Origin of the sequence: Spirillospora sp. NPDC048911, from assembly GCF_043198015.1 — a bacterium.
Taxonomy (GTDB): domain Bacteria; phylum Actinomycetota; class Actinomycetes; order Streptosporangiales; family Streptosporangiaceae; genus Spirillospora.
The window spans coordinates 454,033-473,258 of sequence record NZ_JBICUD010000001.1 but is presented as its reverse complement, the minus strand read 5'-3'; the positions used below and the strand labels follow the sequence as shown (position 1 = coordinate 473,258).

Below are 19,226 nucleotides of genomic sequence, written 5' to 3'. Positions count from 1 at the left end.
ACTACGTCTTCGTCTACTGCGTCCCGGCCCGGGTGGTCCCCTTCCCCGCAGGAGGGAAAGGGACCACCCGGACGCGGGTCACTCGCCTTCGCCGCCGGTCTCGGCGTCGCCGCCGCCCGGGTCGGGCTCGGCCACCGCGACGCGCGCGGCCCGCAGGACCCGCTCGCCGATGCGGTAACCGGGCTGGAGCACGTCCGCCACGCTCGTCTCGGTCACGTCGGCCGAGTACGCGTGCATGAGCGCCTCGTGCACCACCGGGTCGAAGGGCTCGCCCTTCTCGCCGAAACGTTCCAGCCCGAGCTTGCCGGTGACCGCCTCCAGCGCCTCGCCCACCGACTTGAAGCCGCCGGTGAGCTCGTCGTGGTCACGGGCCCGGCCGATGTCGTCGAGCACCGGAAGGAGCTCGCTGAGCACGTTGGCCAGGGCCTGCTCGCGAACCGCCACCCGGTCGCGCTCGACCCGCTTGCGGTAGTTGTCGTACTCCGCCTTGAGCCGCTTGAGGTCCGCGGTGCGCTCGTCGAGCTGCGTCTTGAGGGCCTGTGTCTGAGGGGCCTGAGACTCGTCGCTGGTCGTGGTGCCCGCGGCGGCCGCGGCGGCCTCGCCCCCCGGCGATCCGGGGGCCGGCTGCTCCGCCGGCTCCCGGACCTGGCCGGTCTTGGGATCGATGCGCCGCTTGTCGCGGATCACCGGACCTTCGCGCTCCTCGCCCTCGGCAGGAGGCTTGGTCACGCGGCACCGCCCTTCGGCTTGTCGTCGTCCACGATCTCGGCGTCGACGACCTCGTCGTCCTGCGGCTGCTCGCCCCCCTGGGCGTCGGCGGTCGGCCCGGCGTCATCGGCGGCCGCGGCGCCCTCGGGGTTCTGCGCGTACATCGCGGCGCCCATCTTCTGGCTGACCTGGGCCAGCTTCTCGGCGCTGGTGCGGATCGCGTCGACGTCGGTGCCCTCGAGGTTCTTCTTGACCTCGGCGACCGCGTCCCCGACCTCCTTCTTGAGCTCGTCCGGGACCTTCTCGTCGTTCTCCCGGATGAACTTCTCGGTCGAGTAGGCGAGGGTGTCGGCCTGGTTGCGGACCTCGGCCTCCTCCTTGCGCTTGCGGTCCTCCTCGGCGTACTCCTCGGCCTCGCGCATCATCTTCTCGATGTCGTCCTTGGGCAGCGCCGAGCCGCCCGTGATGACCATCGACTGCTCGCGGCCGGTGCCCTGGTCCTTGGCGGAGACGTTGACGATGCCGTTGGCGTCGATGTCGAAGGTGACCTCGATCTGCGGGACGCCGCGCGGCGCCGGCGGCAGGCCGGTCAGCTGGAAGGTGCCGAGCTTCTTGTTGTACGCGGCGATCTCGCGCTCGCCCTGGAAGACCTGGATCTCCACGGACGGCTGGTTGTCGTCGGCGGTGGTGAACGTCTCCGAGCGCTTGGTCGGGATCGTGGTGTTCCGCTCGATGATCTTGGTGAAGATGCCGCCCTTGGTCTCGATGCCCAGCGACAGCGGGGTCACGTCCAGCAGGAGGACGTCCTTGACCTCGCCCTTGAGCACGCCCGCCTGGAGGCTGGCGCCGATGGCGACGACCTCGTCGGGGTTGACGCCCTTGTTGGGCTCCTTGCCGCCGGTCAGCTCCTTGACCAGCTCGGAGACGGCGGGCATGCGGGTCGAGCCGCCGACCAGGACGACCTGGTCGATGCCCTCGACGGTGATGCCGGCGTCCTTGAGCACGTTCTTGAACGGCGCCTTGGTGCGCTCGAGCAGGTCGGCGGTGAGCCGCTGGAACTCGGCGCGGCTGAGCTTCTCGTCCAGGTGCAGCGGACCCTCGGACGACGCCGTGATGTAGGGCAGGTTGATCTGCGTCTCGGTCGAGCTGGACAGCTCGATCTTGGCCTTCTCGCCGGCCTCGCGGAGGCGCTGGAGGGCCATCTTGTCCTTGGACAGGTCGACGCCGTTGGCGTTCTTGAACTTCTCGACCAGCCAGTCGACGACCTTCTGGTCCCAGTCGTCGCCGCCCAGGTGGTTGTCGCCGGAGGTCGCCTTGACCTCGACCACGCCGTCGCCCACCTCGAGCAGGGAGACGTCGAAGGTGCCGCCACCGAGGTCGAAGACGAGGATCGTGGCCTCGTTCTCCTTCTCCAGGTGGTAGGCCAGCGCCGCGGACGTCGGCTCGTTGATGATGCGCAGGACGTTGAGGCCCGCGATCTGGCCGGCCTCCTTGGTGGCCTGGCGCTGGTGGTCGGAGAAGTACGCCGGGACGGTGATGACCGCGTCGGTGACGGTCTCACCGAGGTAGGCCTCGGCGTCCCGCTTCAGCTTCTGCAGCACGAACGCGCTGATCTGCTGCGGGGTGAAGTCCTTGCCGTCGAGGGTGGTCTTCCAGTCCGTGCCCATCTCGCGCTTGACCGACCGGATGGTGCGGTCAACGTTGGTCACGGCCTGGCGCTTGGCCACCTCGCCTACCAGGACCTCGCCGTTCTTGGCGAAGGCGACGACGGACGGCGTGGTCCGCGACCCCTCCGCGTTGGCGATGACGGTGGGCTCGCCACCCTCAAGGATCGCGACGACCGAGTTGGTCGTCCCGAGGTCGATGCCGACCGCACGTGCCATGTCTCTCGTCCTCCGTCGTGATGCTGCTGCGTCGGTGTTCGTGTGCCGTTGGTGTTCGTGTGCCGCTCGGTATGTGACCCGGCCGCCGTCGCCCCCGGAGGGCGGCCGGCTGAGTCTCTGGTTCGCAAGGTTGCCTGGTACGGATCAAGTTGTCAAATGACTTGAGTCGACCAGACTCAACTTTGCTGCTGTCCTCTCCAACAGGACGAATGAGCGGGGTATTCCCGTTCCCTCCTGAGCCCTTCCCAGGGCCGTTTTCCTCACGCAGGACGACCTCCGCCCCCGCCGGCTCCGCCTCAAGCAGGAGTCGCTCCCGCCTCCTGCGAGAGGCCCGCCGCAGAAGCCCGCCCGTAAGAAGTCCGCCCGGGGCGGGACTTCTTCTTGATCAATGCCCGCGAAAGCGAGACGGGGCTTCGGGTGATCAAGAGAGATGCGAATGATCAAGAGGAGGTTCGGGTGAGACGAACGCACAGGGTGCTGCTCTGCGCGGCGCTGGCGGGCGGCGGCATGGCGGTGCTGCCCGCGATGACCGCGCACGCCGGCCCCGGCACGCCACCGAGCGTGCTGCCGGCCGGCAAGTCGTGGACGGTCACGCTGGTGACGGGTGACGTGGTGAAGGTCAGCACCGTCAAGGGACGACTGCCCTTGGTGTCGGTGAAGCCAGGCAAGGACCGGGCCGGCAAGCTGTTCCACACCTCGATCCGGCCGGACGGGCATGTGGTCGTGACGCCGGTCGATGTCGCGTCGCGGGTCGGACGGGTCCTTGATCCGAAGCTGTTCGACGTGACGACGCTGATCCGGCAGGGATACGACGACGCGCGGAGCAAGGAGCTGCCGCTGATCGTGGCCGGGAACGGGGGCGTACGGACGCTCGGTGCCCGGCAGGATCGCGAGCTGTCCAGCATCGGAGCGGTCGCGGTACGCCAGCCCAAGGGACAGGCGGTGAAGCTCGGCACGGCGCTCAAGGCCGCCCGGTCGAGCGGCATCCGCCACATCTGGCTGGACCAGAAGATCAAGACCTCGTCCTCGCCTTCGTCCGCCGTCCGGGCGCCCAAGCAGGACCGGAACCTCACCCAGGTCGGGGCCCCGGCGGCCTGGAAGGCCGGGTTCACCGGGCGCGGAGTCAAGGTCGCCGTGCTCGACACCGGAGTGGACGCCACGCACCCGGACCTCGCCGGGCGCATCGCCGAGACCCAGAACTTCAGCCAGTCGGCGGACGTCGTCGACCGTGTCGGTCACGGCACGCACGTCGCCGCCACGGTGGCGGGCACCGGCGAGGCGGCGGAGGGCGAGCGCAAGGGCGTCGCGCCGGACGCGTCGCTGCTGATCGGCAAGGTCCTGAACGACGAGGGCGAGGGAGAGCTGTCCGACCTCATCGCCGGGGCGGAGTGGGCCGCTCCGCGCGCCAAGGTCGTCAACATGAGCCTGGGCGCCTCCGAGCCCTCCGACGGCACCGACCCGGTGTCGCAGGCCCTGGACAAGCTGACCGCCGCGCACGGCTCGCTCTTCGTGGTCGCGGCCGGCAACACCGGGGGCCTGGCCGACATCTCGACTCCGGCGGCAGCCGACTCGGCGCTGACCGTGGGCGCCGTCGACGGCGGCGACACGCTGGCGGACTTCTCCTCGCGGGGACCGCGTCCCGGCCGGTACGCGGCCAAGCCCGAGATCGTCGCACCCGGCGTGGACATCGTCGCCGCCCGCGCGGCGGGCACCACGATGGGCGAGCCTGTGGACGCCCGCTACACCGCGTCCTCCGGCACGTCCATGGCGACACCGCACGTCGCGGGAGCCGCGGCCCTCATCGCCCAGCGGCATCCGGACTGGAAGCCCGCGCAGATCAAGGCCGCGCTGACCGGCTCCGCCGACCCCGCCAAGGGCGGCGACGCGTTCGAACGCGGCACCGGCCGCCTCAACGCCGCGACCGCCGTCACCGCGCCCGTGGTGTCATCGACGGGCGTGATCCACCTGGGCACCGCCGCGTACCCGCAGACCGGGACGCTGACCGCCGAGCTGAGCTGGACGGGCCGCGAGGCCGCGGCCTTGCCCCTGTCGGTGCGGCTCGTCCGCCGCAACGGCGCGGGCGTCGTCGACGGCGCCGCGAAGCTGTCGGCCACCAAGGTCGACGTCCCCGGCAACGGCACCGCCACGGCGACCCTGGACATCGACGTCGCCAAGCTCAAGAGCAAGCCGGGACTGTACGCGGCGGAGGTAGACGCCAAGGGCGGGCCTCGCACGCTCGTCACGTTCTTCGTCGAGCCGCCCACGCACACGCTGACGGTCAAGGCGACCGCGTTGCCGGGCACCCCGGAGGGCGCGTTCTCCTCGTACACCGGCGTCATCAACCTGGACGACGCCGTGCAGTACACCGGTGTCACCGAGACCGACGCGGACGGGAACGCGAAAGTGCGCGTCCCGGCCGGCCGGTACAGCGTCATGGGCACGGTGACCGACGGCACCGAGGGCAAGCAGCGCGCCGCGCTCGTCGGCGACCCCGAGGTCGTGGTGGACCGCGACGTCACCGTCACCCTCGACGGCGCCGGGGCCAAGGAGGTCAAGGCGAGCGTCCAGGGCCGGGAGACCGACATGCCCGTGTCCGCCGTTCAGTACATCCGTGGCACCGGGCAGGGCCTGTGGGGCGATGCCGTCTACTCGTTCAGCTCCACGGACAAGGTGTACGCGCAGCCGACCGAGCCGGTCACCACGGGCACGTTCAAGGCCTACGGCGCGTTCCGGCTCACGGCGCCGGGCAACGTGTGGGACCTGGTCGAGCCCATGGAGGGCCGGATCCCCGCCGACCCCACGTTCGTCGTCACCCCCGCCGTCCAGGCGCGGCTCGCCCGGATCGACCAGCGTTTCGCCGCCCTCGACGGAGACACGACCAAGCCGGTCGGGCAGAAGCGCTACGGCATGATTTCCGAGGGCGTCCTGCTTCTGGAGGCCGGCGGCGACGCCCCCGCGGGCAGCACCCGCACGGACTACCTCTCCACCGAAGGCGGGGTCCTGTGGAACGACGAGGCGTTCCCCGGGAGCATGGACGGCTGGGTGGACCAGGAACCGTTCTCCACGCTGGAGCCCGGCAGCCGGGTCACCAAGACCTGGGGCCGTCAGCCGATGCGTCCGGGCCCCTACTCGGCGACCACTGTGGGAGGGAGCTTCTGCGCGCCGCCCCCGTCGGCCCGGTCGCGCGGCGTCATGACCGTCGTCCTGGTCGACCTGCAGACCCGGCCGGACGGCTTCGACTGCGACCTCCCGCAGGAGCCGGACCCCACCAAGCGGAAGATGACCCTGTACGCGGGTGACACCAAGATCCGCGAGGTGGCCGCCCGGGGCGCCCGCTTCACGGTGCCGAAGGAGGCCGCGACCTACCGCCTCGAATACGAGAACGACAGCTCGGCCGTCCTGCCCGTCTCCACCCGGACGTCCACGACATGGACGTTCAAGTCGAAGGCCCCGGCAGGGACCGGCACCGAGCGGCTGCCGCTGTTGACCGTGGACTACGACCTCGGCCTCGATCTGCGCAACCAGCCGGTGGGCAAGCCCGCCGTCTTCACGGTGGCGCGGGTCAAGGGCAGCGGCACCGCCAAGGTGACCGGCTTGAAGTTCTGGACGTCGATCGACGACGGCACGACCTGGACGCCGGTGAGCGTCAAGGCGCTCGGCGGCGGTCGTTTCTCGGCTCCGCTTCCGGCGGCGGTCAAGGGCCGGTCGGTCTCGCTGCGCGTCGCCGCCCGTGACGCGGGAGGCAGCGCCATCGACCAGCGGATCATCAAGACCTACAACGTTCGCTGACCCCCAGAAAACATCCGGAAAAATGGAAGGGACGGGCGGGCTTCGGATGAGAAGGGGTGAAATCTGTCCACGCCGATGGACGAGGCCTCATCTTGAAGGAGCCACGCATGACCGCTCCCCCCGATGTCGCCACCCCCTCACCCGAGGGGGTGGACGACGCGTCGGTCATCGAACGGTCCTGGCATGAGCCCGAGCGGTTCGGCGCGATCTTCGACGCGTACTTCACGGAGATCCACCGGTATGTGGCGCGCCGTCTCGACGCGCATGTCGCCGACGACATCGCCGCCGAGACGTTCCACGCCGCGTTCCGCAAACGCCGGAGATACGACCTGACCCGCGGTGACGCCCGGCCCTGGCTGTACGGCATCGCCACCAACCTGATCGGCCGGCACCGGCGCGACGAGCGGCGCAAGTTCCGCGCTCTCGCGCGGTTGCCGATCGACGGTGGCGCGACCGCGCACGAGGATCGGATCGCGGCCCGGGTGAGCGCGGAACAGCAGGTCAGGGGCCCGCTGGCCGACGCGGTCGCGGGCCTGCCCGCCAAGCAGCGGGACGTGCTGCTGCTGGTGGTACTGGCCGAGCTGTCGTACGAGGAGGTCGCCCAGGCGCTGGGCGTTCCGCTCGGCACGGTCTGCTCACGGTTCAACAGGGCTCGGAAGAAGATGCGCGAGGCACTTGGCGGGACCAATCCACTGCGCGACGAGGAGAGGACCCGATGACCGACCTGAACGAGCTCACCCACGTGCGGGCGCTGTTCGACGACCCGCCCGAGCCGAGCGCGCACACCGTGGCGACCGCTCGGCGGCGCATGACCGAGGACGACCGGCCGCGGCGGCCCTGGCGGTCGCAGGCCGGGCTCGCCGGGCTCGTGGCCGCCGGCGCGGCGGTCACGGTGGCCGTCGCGACGATGAGCGGAGGCGGGTCGAAAACGCCTGAAACGGCCCCGACCACGGGCAACAAGGTGGGCGGCAACAACATTCTGCTCGCCGCCGCGGCCCAGGCGGAACGCGAGAAGGTGGGCCGCTACTGGCGGACGCGGACGGTCGCAGAGCCGGTCGTGTACGCGGCATCCGGCGGCTATGTCGTCGCCCGCAAATCGGAGGGCGACGAGTGGGTTCCGCGTTCCCTCGCCGACCCGCTGGTCTCGTACAACCGCCCGCTGGGCATCGGCCCGGCGACCGACGCCGACCAGGCGGCCTGGCGCGAGGCGGGGTCACCGCGGACGTGGCGGGTGCGGACGGCCGACGACCCGCGCACGATCACGCTGACGGCGTCCGGGCCGGGCCGATGGGACACCTACCGGACGTCCGGCGCCGAACGGAAGCGGATGTGCAAGTGCGAGGTCGAGCCGTGGCTGGAGCGCGAGAAGCTCGCGTCCCGGCCCGGCGGGCTGGAGCGGCTGCTCTTCCCGGAACGGGAGCAGCGGGCGAAGGTCGGCGGCCGCACGGTGCGGATCGACCCGGCCAACCGGTTGCTCGCCAGCTATGACCTGCTGACGCAGGCGGCCTCGCCCAAGGTGCGGGCGGCGGTGTTCCGGCTGTTGGCCGGGCAGCCGGGGATCCGGCTGGTCGAGGGCGTGCGCGACATGCGCGGCCGCGCCGGGATCGCCCTGGTGGGGCGCGGGACGACGATCGGCGGGGCGAGCGGCGTCTTCGACGTCCAGGTGATCCTCGATCCGGGGACGCACCAGGTCCTGGGCAGGCAGTATGTCGTCGTCACCAAGGGTGGCCGCTTCCCGGGCGTGCGCCCGGGCGCGGTCGTCGAGCGCCGGGCGGTGCTGTCCGCGGGCTGGACGAACGAGAGCCCGCACCGCTGAGGTGAAAGTGATTCCGGGCATCGGGTGATACGTCCTGTGACCGCCACCCGTGCCACGGAAAGGCATCAGATGACGACAGGGAAACCCCTCGCCGCCGCGCCGCCACGCGCGGCGGCGTCCCTGCGCGACCCCGCCCGGTTCGGCGAGGTCTTCGACGCGTACTTCGAGGAGATCCACGGGTACGCGGCGAAGCGCCTCGGCCGGGACGCGGCGTACGACGTGGCCTCCCAGACGTTCCTGGAGGCGTTCAAGAAGCGCCACCGCTACGACAGCGCGCGGGCGGGCGTCCGCACCTGGCTGTACGGCATCGCGACCAACCTCATCGGCAAGCACCAGCGCAGCGAGGTACGCGGCCTCCGCGCGCGGGCGCGGCTCGGCTCGGCGGCCGACCGCGCCGAAGGGCATGCCGACCGCGTCGACGACCAGGTGAGCGCCGAGGGCCTGCGCGGCGCGCTGGCCGCCGCCATCGCGAGGCTGTCGCCGGGCGACCGGGACGTGCTGCTGCTCGTCGCGCTCGCCGAGCTCAGCCACGAGGAGGTCGCGGCGGCGCTGGGCATCCCGTACGGGACGGTCGGGTCGCGGCTGAGCAGGGCCAGGAAGAAGGTGCGGGCGGCGCTGGGCGGGACCAACCCGATGCTCGATCTGGAGGACGACCATGGATGAGACGCGGATCGTCCGCGAGGCGTACGGGAAGCCCGCGCCGCCCACACCGGACGAGATCGCCCGGGCCCGCGCCCTGCTGCTCGACGGACCGGACCGCCTCGACTTCGCGGGACCCTCAGGCGATGCCGGCGACGACGTACCGCTGATCACCGTGGGCCCGGCGGCACCGGTGCCGGCAGCCACCCGCCGCCGGTTCGGATGGTGGCCGCAGATCGGGCTGGGCGCGGTCGCGGCGGCAGCGGCGGTGGTCACCGGCATCACGCTCCTGAGCGGCGCGCCCGCCGAGACGGAGCGCCGCCCGGCGGCGGGGCCGAGCCCGAAGGCGGCGCGCGATCTGCTGCTCGCGGTGGCCGAACGGGTGGAACGGCTGCCCGCGACCGAGGGCCGGTACTGGTACACCGACCAGATCTCCGGGCAGTCGTACATCATGCGCCCGAAGACCGGCGCCTACGCGATCGTCGGCGCGCACATCGAGACCTTCACATGGTCGGGTGCCAGGGCCGGTGACGGTACGGCGTTCCACGGCCGCGATCTCCCGGCCAGGCCGCTGACCCCGGCGGACGAGATGGCCTGGCGGCGCGCGGGCGCGCCGGAGAAGTTCCGGGTCTGGTCCAATGACCATTTCTGGACCTACGTCCGGCGGTCCACGCCATGGAAGGCCGATGACGTGGACCCGCGCGCCGGCGGATCGTTCTTCGTGCGGGGCTTCGGCAAGAAGGTCACCACCGAGCAATTGCGCGAACTTCCCACGGATCCGGCCAAGCTGACCCACATGTTCCTCCGAACCGAGACACTGCGTCCTCCGAAAAGTGCGGAGCGGGAGGAAAAAGCGGAGCTGGCCCGGAGGTTGAAGGGGGGCTTCGGGTCGCTGACCACCGCCGGGAAGCTCGGCAGCATGGGCGGCATGCTGAAGAACGTGCCGGTTCCGCCCAAGGTGCGGGCGGGGCTGATCCGGGCGCTGATCCAGCAGCCGGATATGCGGGTCGTCGGCGAGGTGACCGATCCGCTCGGGCGGCGGGGCGTCGCGGTGACCGCGGACGAACCGCGGCCGTCCACCGATGACGCGGACTCGGTCTACCCGGGCGAGCCTGAGGAGGAGAAGGGGACCTTCGGCTCCCGGCGCGAGATCATCATCGATCCCCGGACGGGTGCGCTGCTCGCGGACCAGACCGTGCTGACGGAGCCGGGCGGTCCGTACCGCGCGCAGCGGCCCGGGTTCGTGATCAACTACTGGGTCACCCGGGAGTCCGGGTGGGCCGACAGCCGTCCCGAGCCTCCGGCGAAGCTGCCCTTCTGATCGCGGTCGGCGGCGTGCCTTCAGATGGCGCGCTCAGGCCGCGCCCCCGGAGTCAGCCGGCTCCGGGGGCGCGGTCTTTCGCCCCGTCGCCCGCCAGGCCCTCCGCGCGGTCTCCCGCCAGGCCCTTCGAGCGGGCTTCGAGGCCGTCGAGGAGGCAGCCGAGCCCGAAGGTGAACCGGCCCTCCATGACGTCGCGGCTCTCCTTCGCCCACACCTCCCGCAGGTGGGTGGCCAGGCGCGGATGCCGCTCGGCGGTCGTCTCCAGGTAGGGCCCCATGGCGGCCATCCAGTCGCCGGTGCTGAACTCCGGCTGCGCGGCTCGCCAGCTCGCCTCGCTGCCCGCGGCGCCGATGACGTAGTCGTTGACGACCGACTGCGCGTACTCCAGGTCGTAGGCGGTGAACCCGGCCTGGCCGCAGGCGCCGAGGAGCTCGTCCATCGCGCGCGCGGCGTTCGGGCCCAGCATGGGGCGGCTGCCGAACAGCGGCACCGTCCACGGGTGCCGGTGGATCATCGTGCGCAGGCTGGCCGCGTACCCGGTGACGGCCATCCGCCAGCCGTGCTCGGCGGCGTCCGGGGTGCGGACCTCGGCCATGACGTGGTCGAGGGCCAGTTCGAGCAGCTCGTCCTTGTTCGTCACGTGCCAGTAGACGGTCGTGGCTCCCGCGTTCAGCTTGGTGCCGAGGCGGCGCATGCTCAGCCGGTCGAGCCCTTCGGCGTCGAGCAGTTCGAGTGCCGCCGCCACGATCTGGTCGCGGGTGAGGGTGGGCTGCTCGCGCCGCGCCTTCTGTGGCCGTGTCCAGACCGACGTCGGTCGCTCCGCCATGCGTCGTCCTCTCTCGCGATCTCGTACAGGGTACCGGGACTTGAACGTCGTGCGATTCGAGTCGTACAGTGTGCGAGCCAACTCGAACGTTGTACGAGAACGGAAATCGGATGACCTCCCCGGAAACCTTCGTCCCGCATCCGCGCCGCTGGCAGATCCTCGGCGTGCTGTGCCTCAGCCTCTTCGTGGTCGTGGTGGACAACACGATCCTGAACGTCGCGATCCCGTCGCTGCTCGCCGACCTGGACGCGACCACCGCCGACGTGCAGTGGGTGATCGACGCCTACTCGCTCGTCTTCGCGGGCCTGCTGCTCACCGCCGGAAGCCTCGGCGACCGGTACGGCCGGCGGCGGGCGATGCTCGCCGGTTTCGCCCTGTTCGGCACGGGCTCGCTCCTGGCGGCGTTCGCCGAGGGGCCCGGGACGCTCGTCGCCATGCGCGCGCTGATGGGCGTGGGCAGCGCGTTCCTCATGCCCGGAACGCTGTCGATCATGGCCCAGGTCTTCGGGCCGGACGAGCGCGCCAAGGCGTTCGCGATCTGGGGTGCCACCTCGATGGTCGGCGTCGCGGCGGGTCCGGCGCTGGGCGGCCTGCTCCTCGAACACTTCTGGTGGGGCTCGGTCTTCCTGGTCAACGTGCCCGTCGCCGTGGCGGCCGTGATCGGGCTCCTCGTCCTCGTGCCGGAGTCGCGCGGGCCGCGCCGCCGCCCCGACGTGCCGGGCGCCCTGCTGTCGACGCTCGGCATGTCCGCCCTCGTGTGGGCGATCATCTCCGGCCCCGAGCACGGCTGGACCGGCGCCCGGACGGCGGGCGGCCTGATCGTCGCCGCCGTCGCGCTCGCTGGTTTCGTGGCCTGGCAGGCGCGCAACCCCGAGCCCATGCTCGACCTGCGGCTGCTGCGGCAGCGCGAGTTCAGCGGCGCCGCGACGATGATCGCGCTGTTCTCGTTCTCGATCGCCGGGACGCTCTTCGCGCTGACACAGTTCTTGCAACTCGTCCTCGGATACGGGCCGCTCAAGGCAGGTCTCGCACTGCTGCCGGTCGCCCTGGCAGCCGGGACGGGCAACGGCCTGGGCGCCGCGCTGGACGCCCGGATCGGCAGCCGCGGCGCCCTCAGCCTCGGCTTCTTCGCGCTGGCGGCCGGCTTCGGGCTCGTCGGGCTGGTCGGGCCGGGTGACGGCTACCTCACGATCGTCGGCGGGCTCGTCGTGCTCGGCTTCGGCGCGGGCATGGGCTCGCCGCCTGCCTACGGCACGCTCATGGCCGCCCTTCCGCGCGAAGAGGCCGGGATCGGGTCAGCCGTGAACGACGCGGGCCAGGAGCTCGGCAACGCGCTCGGCGTCGCGGTGCTCGGCAGCGTCATCTCCGCCGCGTACGCCCGCGAACTCCCCGGCGACGCTCCCGCCGCCGCACGCCACTCGCTGGGCGAGGCCCTGAGCATCGGCGACGCCGGGCTCGCGGACGCGGCGCGCGACGCGTTCGTGCACGGGCTGTCGGTCGGTACCCTGTCGGCCGCCGGCGTCACGTTCGCCGCCGCGATCTTCTCCCTCGTCGTCTTCCGTCCCCGCTCTGGAGATCCGGCGAAAATTGAGGGGCTCAAGGAGCGAAAGGGACCGGTGGCCGCGACGGAGTAAGGGGGACAGCCGGACAAATGATCCCGGAGGGTTCCCCATGACCTATCCCGTGGATGCGCCGCCCGACGACGATCGAACGTCGGATTCCGGAGCGGCGCATCACGCGCGTCGAGCACCGCACGCGCGGAACGCGGACGACGCGGACGACGCGCGGCTCATCAGCGAGTCGTTGCGCGACCCCGAACGTTTCACCGCCGTCTACGACCGTCACTACACGGTCATCTATCGCTATGTCGCGGGCCGCCTCGGCCCGCAGCCCGCCGACGACATCGCCGCCGAGACCTTCCTGGTCGCGTTCCGGCGGCGGAAGACCTTCGACGCGAGCAAGGGCACGTTGCGGTCCTGGATCTTCGGCATCGCGACGAGGCTGGTGTCCCAGCACCGCCGCGCCGAGACCCGCCGCTACCAGGCCCTCGCCAAGGTCGGCACCGATCGCGCGGCCGGCAGCCATGAGGACCGGGTCGTCACGTGGGTGACCGCCGAGGGCCTCCAGCCGCAGCTCGCCCGCGCGCTCGCCGCGCTGTCGGCGAAGGAGCGCGACGTCGTGCTCCTCGTGGCGCTGAGCGGGCTCGGCCACGACGAGGTCGCGGCCGCGCTCGGCATCCCGTACGGCACGGTCGGCTCCCGTCTCAACCGAGCGCGCCGCAAGCTGCGCGCCGCCCTCGATCTGGAAGGTCTGTAGCGATGGACGAGATGCGCATGATCAGCACGCTGCTCGACGAGCAGCCGTCCGAACGATCGATCGAGGAGGGGCGCGCGCGGCTGGAGCGTGAGGTCCGCTCGCCCGGGCGGGCACCGCGCTTCTCGATGCCGCGCTGGAAGCTCGCGGTCCCGGCGCTGGCGGCGGGCGCGATCGCCGCGGTGACCGCCGTCGCGGTCGGGGTGTCCTCCGGCACGACGCCGCGCGCACCCGACACGACCGTTTCGGCGGTGCCGATGTCGGCCCGCACGGTCCTGCTCTCGGCGGCGACGAAGATCGAGGGGACGCCGCTCGCCCACGGCAGGTACTGGCACGTGGTGGCGCAGGAACGGTTCACCATGACCTCGGGGAAGAGCACGTACGACACGAGCCTGCAGAACGGATGGTGGGATGCCGGTCCCGGCCGCGAGGCCTGGTCCGCCGAGCGCAGTCTCGGCAGCCGCTATCTCGGTCCCGCGAAGCACGGCCCGAGGACCTTCGGGAAGGGCGGGAAGCCGCAGCCCGAGCGCACCACCGACAGCGGCCCGACCGGCTGGACGAAGGTCAAGGTGCCCGGCGGGCACGCGTTCCGGCTGCAGGAGTGGGGCGGCCTCACACCGCCGGACGTGCGGAAGCTGCCCGAGAACCCGCAGGCGCTCAAGGCCTTCCTCGCACGGGCGCTCAAGCGGCTGGAGAAGGCCGAGGGCGGCCCGATCGATCCGGCGGAATGGCTGTTCGGCAACGCCCAGAAGATCGGCATGACGCCCGCGTCGCCGAAGGCCATGGGCGCGACGTACCGGCTGCTCGCCGCCGATCCCGGCCTCCGCGTCGTCGGCCAGGTCACCGACCCGCTCGGCCGGAAGGGCACGGCGATCGCCCGTCCGGTGGTCAAGGGCGGCCGGCACGAGGAGTGGCTCGTGCTCGACCCGGCGACGGGGCGGGTGCTCGCGCATGAGGACGTGCAGAAGCCCGCGAAGGTGACCGGCTACCGAGCGATCGTCTCGTACGGCTGGACGAACACGGTGCCGGACTACCCGCTCGGCAAGCTGGGCTAGACCGTCCTGTCGGTGTAGCCCTAGCCGCCGAAGACCTGCAGCGCGTTGTCGGACACCTTCACCGCCGTCTCGCCGGCGTGGTACTTCGCCATCGAGGCGGCGGTGGCCAGCTCCTCGCGCGCGGCGTCCATGTCGTCCGTCCTTAGCGGTAGAGGTCGGCGGGGGTCGTGCCGGTGGAGGTCAGTGGCAGTCCCGCCTCCGCGCGTTCGCGCAGCCACTGGCTCGGCCGGTAGCGCGGATCGCCGGTGCCTTCGTAGAGCCTGGCCAGGATGCGCCGCACGGTCTCCGCGCCGACGTGGTCGCCCCACTCCAGCGGCCCGCGCGGGTAGCCGAGCCCGAGCCGTACGGCGGTGTCGATGTCGCGGGGATCGGCCAGGCGCTGCCCGGCGATGTCGCACGCGACGTTCACGATCGAGGCGAGGAGCCGCTGGGCCACCGAGCCGGGAGCGTCGCGGACCACGGTGACCGGGCGTCCCGTCGAGGCGAGGGCGGCGAGGGCGGCGCGGCCGGCGGCGGGGTCGGCGCCGGGATGGACGGCCAGCGTGAGGCGGGACGCGAAGCCGCCCAGCGGGTCGACGCCGAAGGTGCGTTCCAGCGGCAGGCCCCAGGTGCCGCCGTGCTCCGTGACGCTCGAACCGTAGGGAGCGGTGAGGACGATCGCCTCGTCGGACGGCTCCTGGCCGAGCTCGACCGTGACGTCGGTCTCCAGCAGCAGGGAGGTGAGCTGGTCGCGCACCCGCTTGTCGGTCTCGACGTCCACCCAGATCGGACGGGGCTCGGCGGACGGCGGGGTGGGCTCCGGGGGCTGCTGCTTGGCGCGGTCCACGTAGGTGTAGAAGCCTTCGCCGGTCTTGCGGCCGAGGAGTCCGGCCTGCATTCGAGTGCGGGTGATGTGGGACGGGCGGAGGCGCGGCTCGTTGTGGAAGCCCGACCAGACGGTCTCCAGGACGGGATGGGAGACGTCGAGGCCGGTCAGGTCCATGAGCTCGAACGGGCCCATCCTGAGGCCGAGGACGTCGCGGGCGATGCGGTCGATGTCCGCGGGCTCGGCGATGCCCTCGGAGAGGATCTGCAGCGCTTCGGTGGGGAGACCGCGTCCGGCGTGGTTGACGAGGAAGCCCGGGGTGTCGGGAGCGCGCACGGGCTCGTGTCCCATACGCCGTACGAGGTCGGTCAGGGCCTCGGTGATCCAGCCGGCCGTCCGGGCGCCCCCGATGACCTCGACCAGGCGCATCAGCGGGACCGGGTTGAAGAAGTGCAGCCCGGCCAGGCGGGACGGGTCGGTCAACGCGGTGGCGATCGCGGTGACCGAGAGGGAGCTGGTGTTGGTGGCGAGGACGGTCTGCTCGCCGACGACCTTCTCCAGCGAGGCGAAGAGCTCCCGCTTGGTCTCCAGGTCCTCGCGTACGGCCTCGATGACCAGGTCACAGCCGGTGGCGGGCGCGAGCGGATCGCCGAGGGGACGCAGCCGGGCTTTGGCAGCGGTCGCCTCCGCCTCGTCCATGCGGCCCTTGGCGGAGAGCTTGCCGTACATCCCGCCGATGTAGGAGATGGCCTCGTCAACGGCCTCGGCGCGGGCGTCGGCGAGCTCGACGGTGATCCCGGCGGCCGCCGCGAGCTGGGCGATCCCGCGGCCCATCACCCCGGTACCGATCACCCGGATCGCCGACACCTGGCGCGCCCACTGCTCCATGCCCGTCCCCTCGCCACGCTAGAAAATCATTCTAGAAATATATTCATCCCGGGCGCGACGCGCCCCCGGACTCCTGCCACTCAACCACTCAGCGGAAGGCCGCGGGGAGCGCGGGCGCCCGGACGCGTAGCCTGCGACTGGACCACGGCGTGAGGAGCGGAACGATGCGGGATGCGGTGATCTGCGAGCCGGTGCGGACCCCGATCGGCCGGTTCGGTGGGGTGTTCGCCACCGTGTCGCCGGTCGAGCTGGCCGCGACCGTGATCAAGGCGGTGCTGGCGCGGACCGGACTGCCCGGCGAGGCGGTCGACGAGGTGATCCTCGGCCAGTGCAACCCCAACTCCGACGCCCCCGCGATCGGCCGGGTCGCCGCCCTGGACGCCGGGCTGCCGGTCGAGGTCGGCGGCAGCCAGGTCGACCGGCGTTGCGGATCCGGGCTCCAGGCCGTGCTGAACGCCGCCATGCAGGTGCAGGCCGGGGTCAGCGAGCTCATCCTCGCCGGCGGCACCGAGAGCATGAGCACCGCGCCGTTCTACACGACCGAGGCGCGCTGGGGCATCCGCGGCGCCGGGCTGGAGCTGCACGACGCCCTGGCGCGTGGCCGGGTGACGGCGGGCGGGGTCAACCACCCCGTGCCCGGCGGGATGCTGGAGACGGCCGAGAACCTCCGCCGCGAGTACGGCATCGGGCGGGAGGAACAGGACGAGCTGGCCGTACGGTCGCATCAGCGGGCGGTCGCCGCGCAGAATGAGGGCCGTTTCGCCGACGAGATCGTGCCGGTGACCGTGCGTTCGCGGAGGGGCGGCACGGTCGTCGACACCGACGAGCACCCGCGTCCTGACACGTCGCTGGCGGGGCTGGCCAAGTTGAGGCCGGTGCTGGGCAAGGCCGACCCCGAGGCGACGGTCACCGCGGGGAACGCCAGCGGCCAGAACGACGCCGCCGCCGTGGCCGTGGTGACGACCCCCGAACGGGCCGCCGACCTCGGGCTGCGTCCGCTCGTCCGGCTGGTGTCGTGGGCACATGCCGGGGTGCCGCCGCGCACGATGGGCATCGGGCCGGTGCCCGCCACGGCCAAGGCGCTGGAGCGGGCCGGGCTGACGCTGGCCGACCTGGACCTCATCGAGCTCAACGAGGCGTTCGCCGCGCAGGTCCTCGCCGTCACCCGCGAATGGGGCTTCAAGGACGCCGACTGGGACCGCACCAACGTCAACGGCTCCGGCATCTCGCTCGGCCATCCGGTCGGCGCGACCGGCGGCCGCATCCTCGCCACGCTGGCCCGGGAGATGGACCGGCGCGGGGCCCGCTATGGCCTGGAGACCATGTGCATCGGCGGCGGCCAGGGACTGGCCGCCGTCTTCGAACGCGTGGACTCCTGAGACGCATGGACCGCTAGAACGCGTGGCCAAGCAGAACGCGTGGACTCGCAGCCACTCGGCAGGAGCCCACGCGTTCGAGGAGCCGCCCCGCCGATCGGATCGGCGGGGCGGTCTCCCGGAGGAGGGGCCGGGCGGTCAGACGGTCAGGGCCGGCGCGGGCTTCTCGCTCGTGGCCGTCTCCTCCACCGGGGCCGGGGCCGTTTCGCCGGAGGCCGCCTTCTTGTCGCGCATCACCACGAAGGCCAGGATCGCGGCGGCGATGACACCGGCGGCACTGATCATGAAGGCGCTGGACATCGCCGTGGTGAAGGCCTCGCGGGCGGTGTGGGCGAGCCCGGCGTCGCCGAGGGCGAGCGCCTCGCTGATGTCGCGGCGGGCGCCCTCCGGGGCGTCCGCGGGCATGGCGCCGGTGTAGGCGCCGGCGACCACGCTGCCGAGGATGGCGATGCCGAGGGCGGCGCCGGCCTGCTGGATGGTGTCGTTGAGCGCGGAGCCGACACCGGCCTGCTCGGCCGGGACGGCGCCCATCAGCGCGGCGACGATCGCGGGCTGGGCCAGTCCGGCACCGGCGCCGAAGACGAAGAGCGCGAGGGCGACCTTGGTGAAGCCGTCGCCGGGCGACAGCGTGGCGAGCATCCCGAAGCCGGCGGCGACCCCGAGCATGCCGAGCGCGGCGGGCGCCCGGTTGCCGATCTTGTTGCCGAGCGCGGCGCCCAGGCCGTTGAAGAACAGGGACGAGACGGCCATCGGGATGAACGCGAGCCCGGCCTTGGTGGCGGAGAAGCCGAGGACGAACTGCAGGTACTGGGTGAGGACGAGCAGCAGGCCGCCGTTGCCCACCTGGACCAGGGTCAGCGAGAGGCTGCCGCCGGAGAAGTTGCGGTCGCGGAACAGCTTGAGCGGGACCATCGGGGCGTCGGTGCGCATCTCCCAGATGACGAACGCGGCCAGGGAGGCCACGGCGATGCCGGCGGCGGCGAGGGTGAGGGGCGCGGTGAGGCCGTGCTTGGGGTACTCGATGATGGCCCAGACGAGCGAGGTCATGCCGACGACCGACAGGATGGTGCCGACCGGGTCGGGCTTCTGCCACGGACCCTTGGACTCGGGCATGAGGACGACGGCGGCGACGATGGCGGCGGCGGCGATCGGCACGTTGATGAGGAAGACCGCGCCCCACCAGAAGGCGGAGATGAGCGCGCCGCCCAGGATCGGGCCGCCGACCAGGCCGAGCATCGCGACCGCCGACCAGACCGCCATCGCCTTGCGGCGCTCCTCGTCGTCGAACACGGTGATCAGAATCGACAGCGTGCTCGGCATGATCAGCGCACCGCCGACGCCCATCGCGAACCGTGCCGCGATCAGCTGCTCCGGATTCGTCGCGAAGGTGGCCGCCAGCGAGGCGATCCCGAAGAGCGCCAAGCCGATGATCATTATCTTCCGGCGGCCGAACCGGTCGGACAGGCTGCCCGTGGTGAGCAGCAGCCCGGCGAACACCAGGATGTAGGACTCCAGGATCCACTGCGCGTCCTGCGCGGTCGCGCCGATGTCCTCGGCCAGCGGCGGGATCGCCACCGTCAGGACCATGTTGTCGATGACCAGCACCAGCGTGCTGAGGCACAGCACGACGAGGATCCACCAGCGCCGCGGGTGGCGCGCCTTGATCGCTTCCATCTGGAACACCCCTCACTCCTTGGGAACGACGTTCCCGTCATGCGAACACTGTACGCAGGAGGATTGGTGTTTGCAAGTGCGCACAGTGTTCGCACACACCGGACGGCTTGCAGGGGTGGATAGATCACCGTTT

Annotated in this window: 15 protein-coding genes; 9 read left to right on the top strand and 6 right to left on the bottom strand. The window is 71.7% G+C overall.

The genetic code is table 11. The features are described 5' to 3' along the window. Positions 1–78 precede the first annotated feature (78 nt). Together grpE and dnaK are read right to left on the bottom strand one after the other, a co-directional pair. On the bottom strand, positions 79–729 hold the full coding sequence (gene grpE / locus ACGFNU_RS02215) for a nucleotide exchange factor GrpE (RefSeq protein WP_392589403.1): 651 nt from the start codon (positions 727–729) through the stop codon (positions 79–81). Further along, entirely contained in the window at positions 726–2,591 is a 1,866-nt protein-coding gene (dnaK, locus tag ACGFNU_RS02210) for a molecular chaperone DnaK (protein WP_392589402.1), read from the bottom strand. Before dnaK ends, grpE begins: the two co-directional genes overlap by 4 nt. A gap of 456 nt (positions 2,592–3,047) precedes the next feature. Here dnaK and ACGFNU_RS02205 point away from each other — a divergent pair, with 456 nt between their 5' ends. From ACGFNU_RS02205 to ACGFNU_RS02185, 5 genes are all read left to right on the top strand, one after another. Continuing rightward, complete coding sequence (locus ACGFNU_RS02205) at positions 3,048–6,380, top strand: S8 family peptidase (RefSeq protein ID WP_392589401.1); 3,333 nt, start codon at positions 3,048–3,050, stop codon at positions 6,378–6,380. 107 nt (positions 6,381–6,487) lie between these two features. After that, positions 6,488–7,099 (top strand): RNA polymerase sigma factor, encoded by a 612-nt coding sequence (locus ACGFNU_RS02200; RefSeq protein WP_392589400.1) that lies wholly within the window; start codon positions 6,488–6,490, stop codon positions 7,097–7,099. Beyond that, positions 7,096–8,196, top strand: a complete 1,101-nt coding sequence (locus ACGFNU_RS02195; RefSeq protein ID WP_392589399.1) for a hypothetical protein — start codon at positions 7,096–7,098, stop codon at positions 8,194–8,196. Before ACGFNU_RS02200 ends, ACGFNU_RS02195 begins: the two co-directional genes overlap by 4 nt. A gap of 69 nt (positions 8,197–8,265) precedes the next feature. Then, positions 8,266–8,859 (top strand): RNA polymerase sigma factor, encoded by a 594-nt coding sequence (locus tag ACGFNU_RS02190; RefSeq protein WP_392589398.1) that lies wholly within the window; start codon positions 8,266–8,268, stop codon positions 8,857–8,859. Further along, on the top strand, positions 8,852–10,156 hold the full coding sequence (locus ACGFNU_RS02185; RefSeq protein ID WP_392589397.1) for a CU044_5270 family protein: 1,305 nt from the start codon (positions 8,852–8,854) through the stop codon (positions 10,154–10,156). The genes ACGFNU_RS02190 and ACGFNU_RS02185 overlap by 8 nt, the downstream gene beginning before the upstream one ends. Before the next feature lie 52 nt (positions 10,157–10,208). Here the strand turns inward: ACGFNU_RS02185 and ACGFNU_RS02180 are convergent, their stop codons facing one another. Then, positions 10,209–10,982, bottom strand: coding sequence for a TetR/AcrR family transcriptional regulator (locus ACGFNU_RS02180; protein WP_392589396.1), 774 nt, complete (start codon positions 10,980–10,982; stop codon positions 10,209–10,211). A 110-nt stretch (positions 10,983–11,092) separates the two neighbouring features. On the opposite strand from ACGFNU_RS02180, the gene ACGFNU_RS02175 reads away from it, so the two are divergent. Genes ACGFNU_RS02175 through ACGFNU_RS02165 form a run of 3 tightly spaced genes read left to right on the top strand, consistent with a single transcriptional unit; the run spans position 11,093 to position 14,350 of the window. Then, positions 11,093–12,616 carry an MFS transporter gene (locus tag ACGFNU_RS02175; RefSeq protein WP_392589395.1) on the top strand — a complete coding sequence of 508 codons (1,524 nt, stop codon included), beginning with the start codon at positions 11,093–11,095 and terminating at the stop codon, positions 12,614–12,616. Between the two features lie 37 nt (positions 12,617–12,653). Then, on the top strand, positions 12,654–13,298 hold the full coding sequence (locus ACGFNU_RS02170) for an RNA polymerase sigma factor (protein WP_392589394.1): 645 nt from the start codon (positions 12,654–12,656) through the stop codon (positions 13,296–13,298). A gap of 2 nt (positions 13,299–13,300) precedes the next feature. Then, positions 13,301–14,350: a CU044_5270 family protein gene (locus ACGFNU_RS02165; protein WP_392589393.1), complete on the top strand. Its 1,050-nt coding sequence runs from the start codon at positions 13,301–13,303 to the stop codon at positions 14,348–14,350. Positions 14,351–14,370: 20 nt separating this feature from the next. Here the strand turns inward: ACGFNU_RS02165 and ACGFNU_RS02160 are convergent, their stop codons facing one another. Then, positions 14,371–14,481: an acyl-CoA dehydrogenase family protein gene (locus ACGFNU_RS02160; protein WP_392589392.1), complete on the bottom strand. Its 111-nt coding sequence runs from the start codon at positions 14,479–14,481 to the stop codon at positions 14,371–14,373. Between the two features lie 11 nt (positions 14,482–14,492). Then, positions 14,493–16,043: a 3-hydroxyacyl-CoA dehydrogenase gene (locus tag ACGFNU_RS02155; RefSeq protein WP_392589391.1), complete on the bottom strand. Its 1,551-nt coding sequence runs from the start codon at positions 16,041–16,043 to the stop codon at positions 14,493–14,495. A 164-nt stretch (positions 16,044–16,207) separates the two neighbouring features. Here ACGFNU_RS02155 and ACGFNU_RS02150 point away from each other — a divergent pair, with 164 nt between their 5' ends. After that, positions 16,208–17,422 carry an acetyl-CoA C-acetyltransferase gene (locus tag ACGFNU_RS02150; protein WP_392589390.1) on the top strand — a complete coding sequence of 405 codons (1,215 nt, stop codon included), beginning with the start codon at positions 16,208–16,210 and terminating at the stop codon, positions 17,420–17,422. A 135-nt stretch (positions 17,423–17,557) separates the two neighbouring features. Here the strand turns inward: ACGFNU_RS02150 and ACGFNU_RS02145 are convergent, their stop codons facing one another. Continuing rightward, a complete protein-coding gene (locus ACGFNU_RS02145; RefSeq protein ID WP_392590972.1) occupies positions 17,558–19,093 on the bottom strand; it encodes an MFS transporter in 1,536 nt (511 codons plus the stop codon). Positions 19,094–19,226 lie beyond the last annotated feature (133 nt).

What these genes read in the sequence shown, in the direction of transcription:
- dnaK (WP_392589402.1), bottom strand. Translation starts at nt 2,591, where the DNA reads ATGGCACGTGCGGTCGGCATCGACCTCGGGACGACCAACTCGGTCGTC.
- ACGFNU_RS02200 (WP_392589400.1), top strand. Translation starts at nt 6,488, where the DNA reads ATGACCGCTCCCCCCGATGTCGCCACCCCCTCACCCGAGGGGGTGGAC.
- ACGFNU_RS02195 (WP_392589399.1), top strand. Translation starts at nt 7,096, where the DNA reads ATGACCGACCTGAACGAGCTCACCCACGTGCGGGCGCTGTTCGACGAC.
- ACGFNU_RS02190 (WP_392589398.1), top strand. Translation starts at nt 8,266, where the DNA reads ATGACGACAGGGAAACCCCTCGCCGCCGCGCCGCCACGCGCGGCGGCG.
- ACGFNU_RS02185 (WP_392589397.1), top strand. Translation starts at nt 8,852, where the DNA reads ATGGATGAGACGCGGATCGTCCGCGAGGCGTACGGGAAGCCCGCGCCG.
- ACGFNU_RS02180 (WP_392589396.1), bottom strand. Translation starts at nt 10,982, where the DNA reads ATGGCGGAGCGACCGACGTCGGTCTGGACACGGCCACAGAAGGCGCGG.
- ACGFNU_RS02175 (WP_392589395.1), top strand. Translation starts at nt 11,093, where the DNA reads ATGACCTCCCCGGAAACCTTCGTCCCGCATCCGCGCCGCTGGCAGATC.
- ACGFNU_RS02170 (WP_392589394.1), top strand. Translation starts at nt 12,654, where the DNA reads ATGACCTATCCCGTGGATGCGCCGCCCGACGACGATCGAACGTCGGAT.
- ACGFNU_RS02165 (WP_392589393.1), top strand. Translation starts at nt 13,301, where the DNA reads ATGGACGAGATGCGCATGATCAGCACGCTGCTCGACGAGCAGCCGTCC.
- ACGFNU_RS02160 (WP_392589392.1), bottom strand. Translation starts at nt 14,481, where the DNA reads ATGGACGCCGCGCGCGAGGAGCTGGCCACCGCCGCCTCGATGGCGAAG.
- ACGFNU_RS02155 (WP_392589391.1), bottom strand. Translation starts at nt 16,043, where the DNA reads ATGGAGCAGTGGGCGCGCCAGGTGTCGGCGATCCGGGTGATCGGTACC.
- ACGFNU_RS02150 (WP_392589390.1), top strand. Translation starts at nt 16,208, where the DNA reads ATGCGGGATGCGGTGATCTGCGAGCCGGTGCGGACCCCGATCGGCCGG.
- ACGFNU_RS02145 (WP_392590972.1), bottom strand. Translation starts at nt 19,093, where the DNA reads ATGGAAGCGATCAAGGCGCGCCACCCGCGGCGCTGGTGGATCCTCGTC.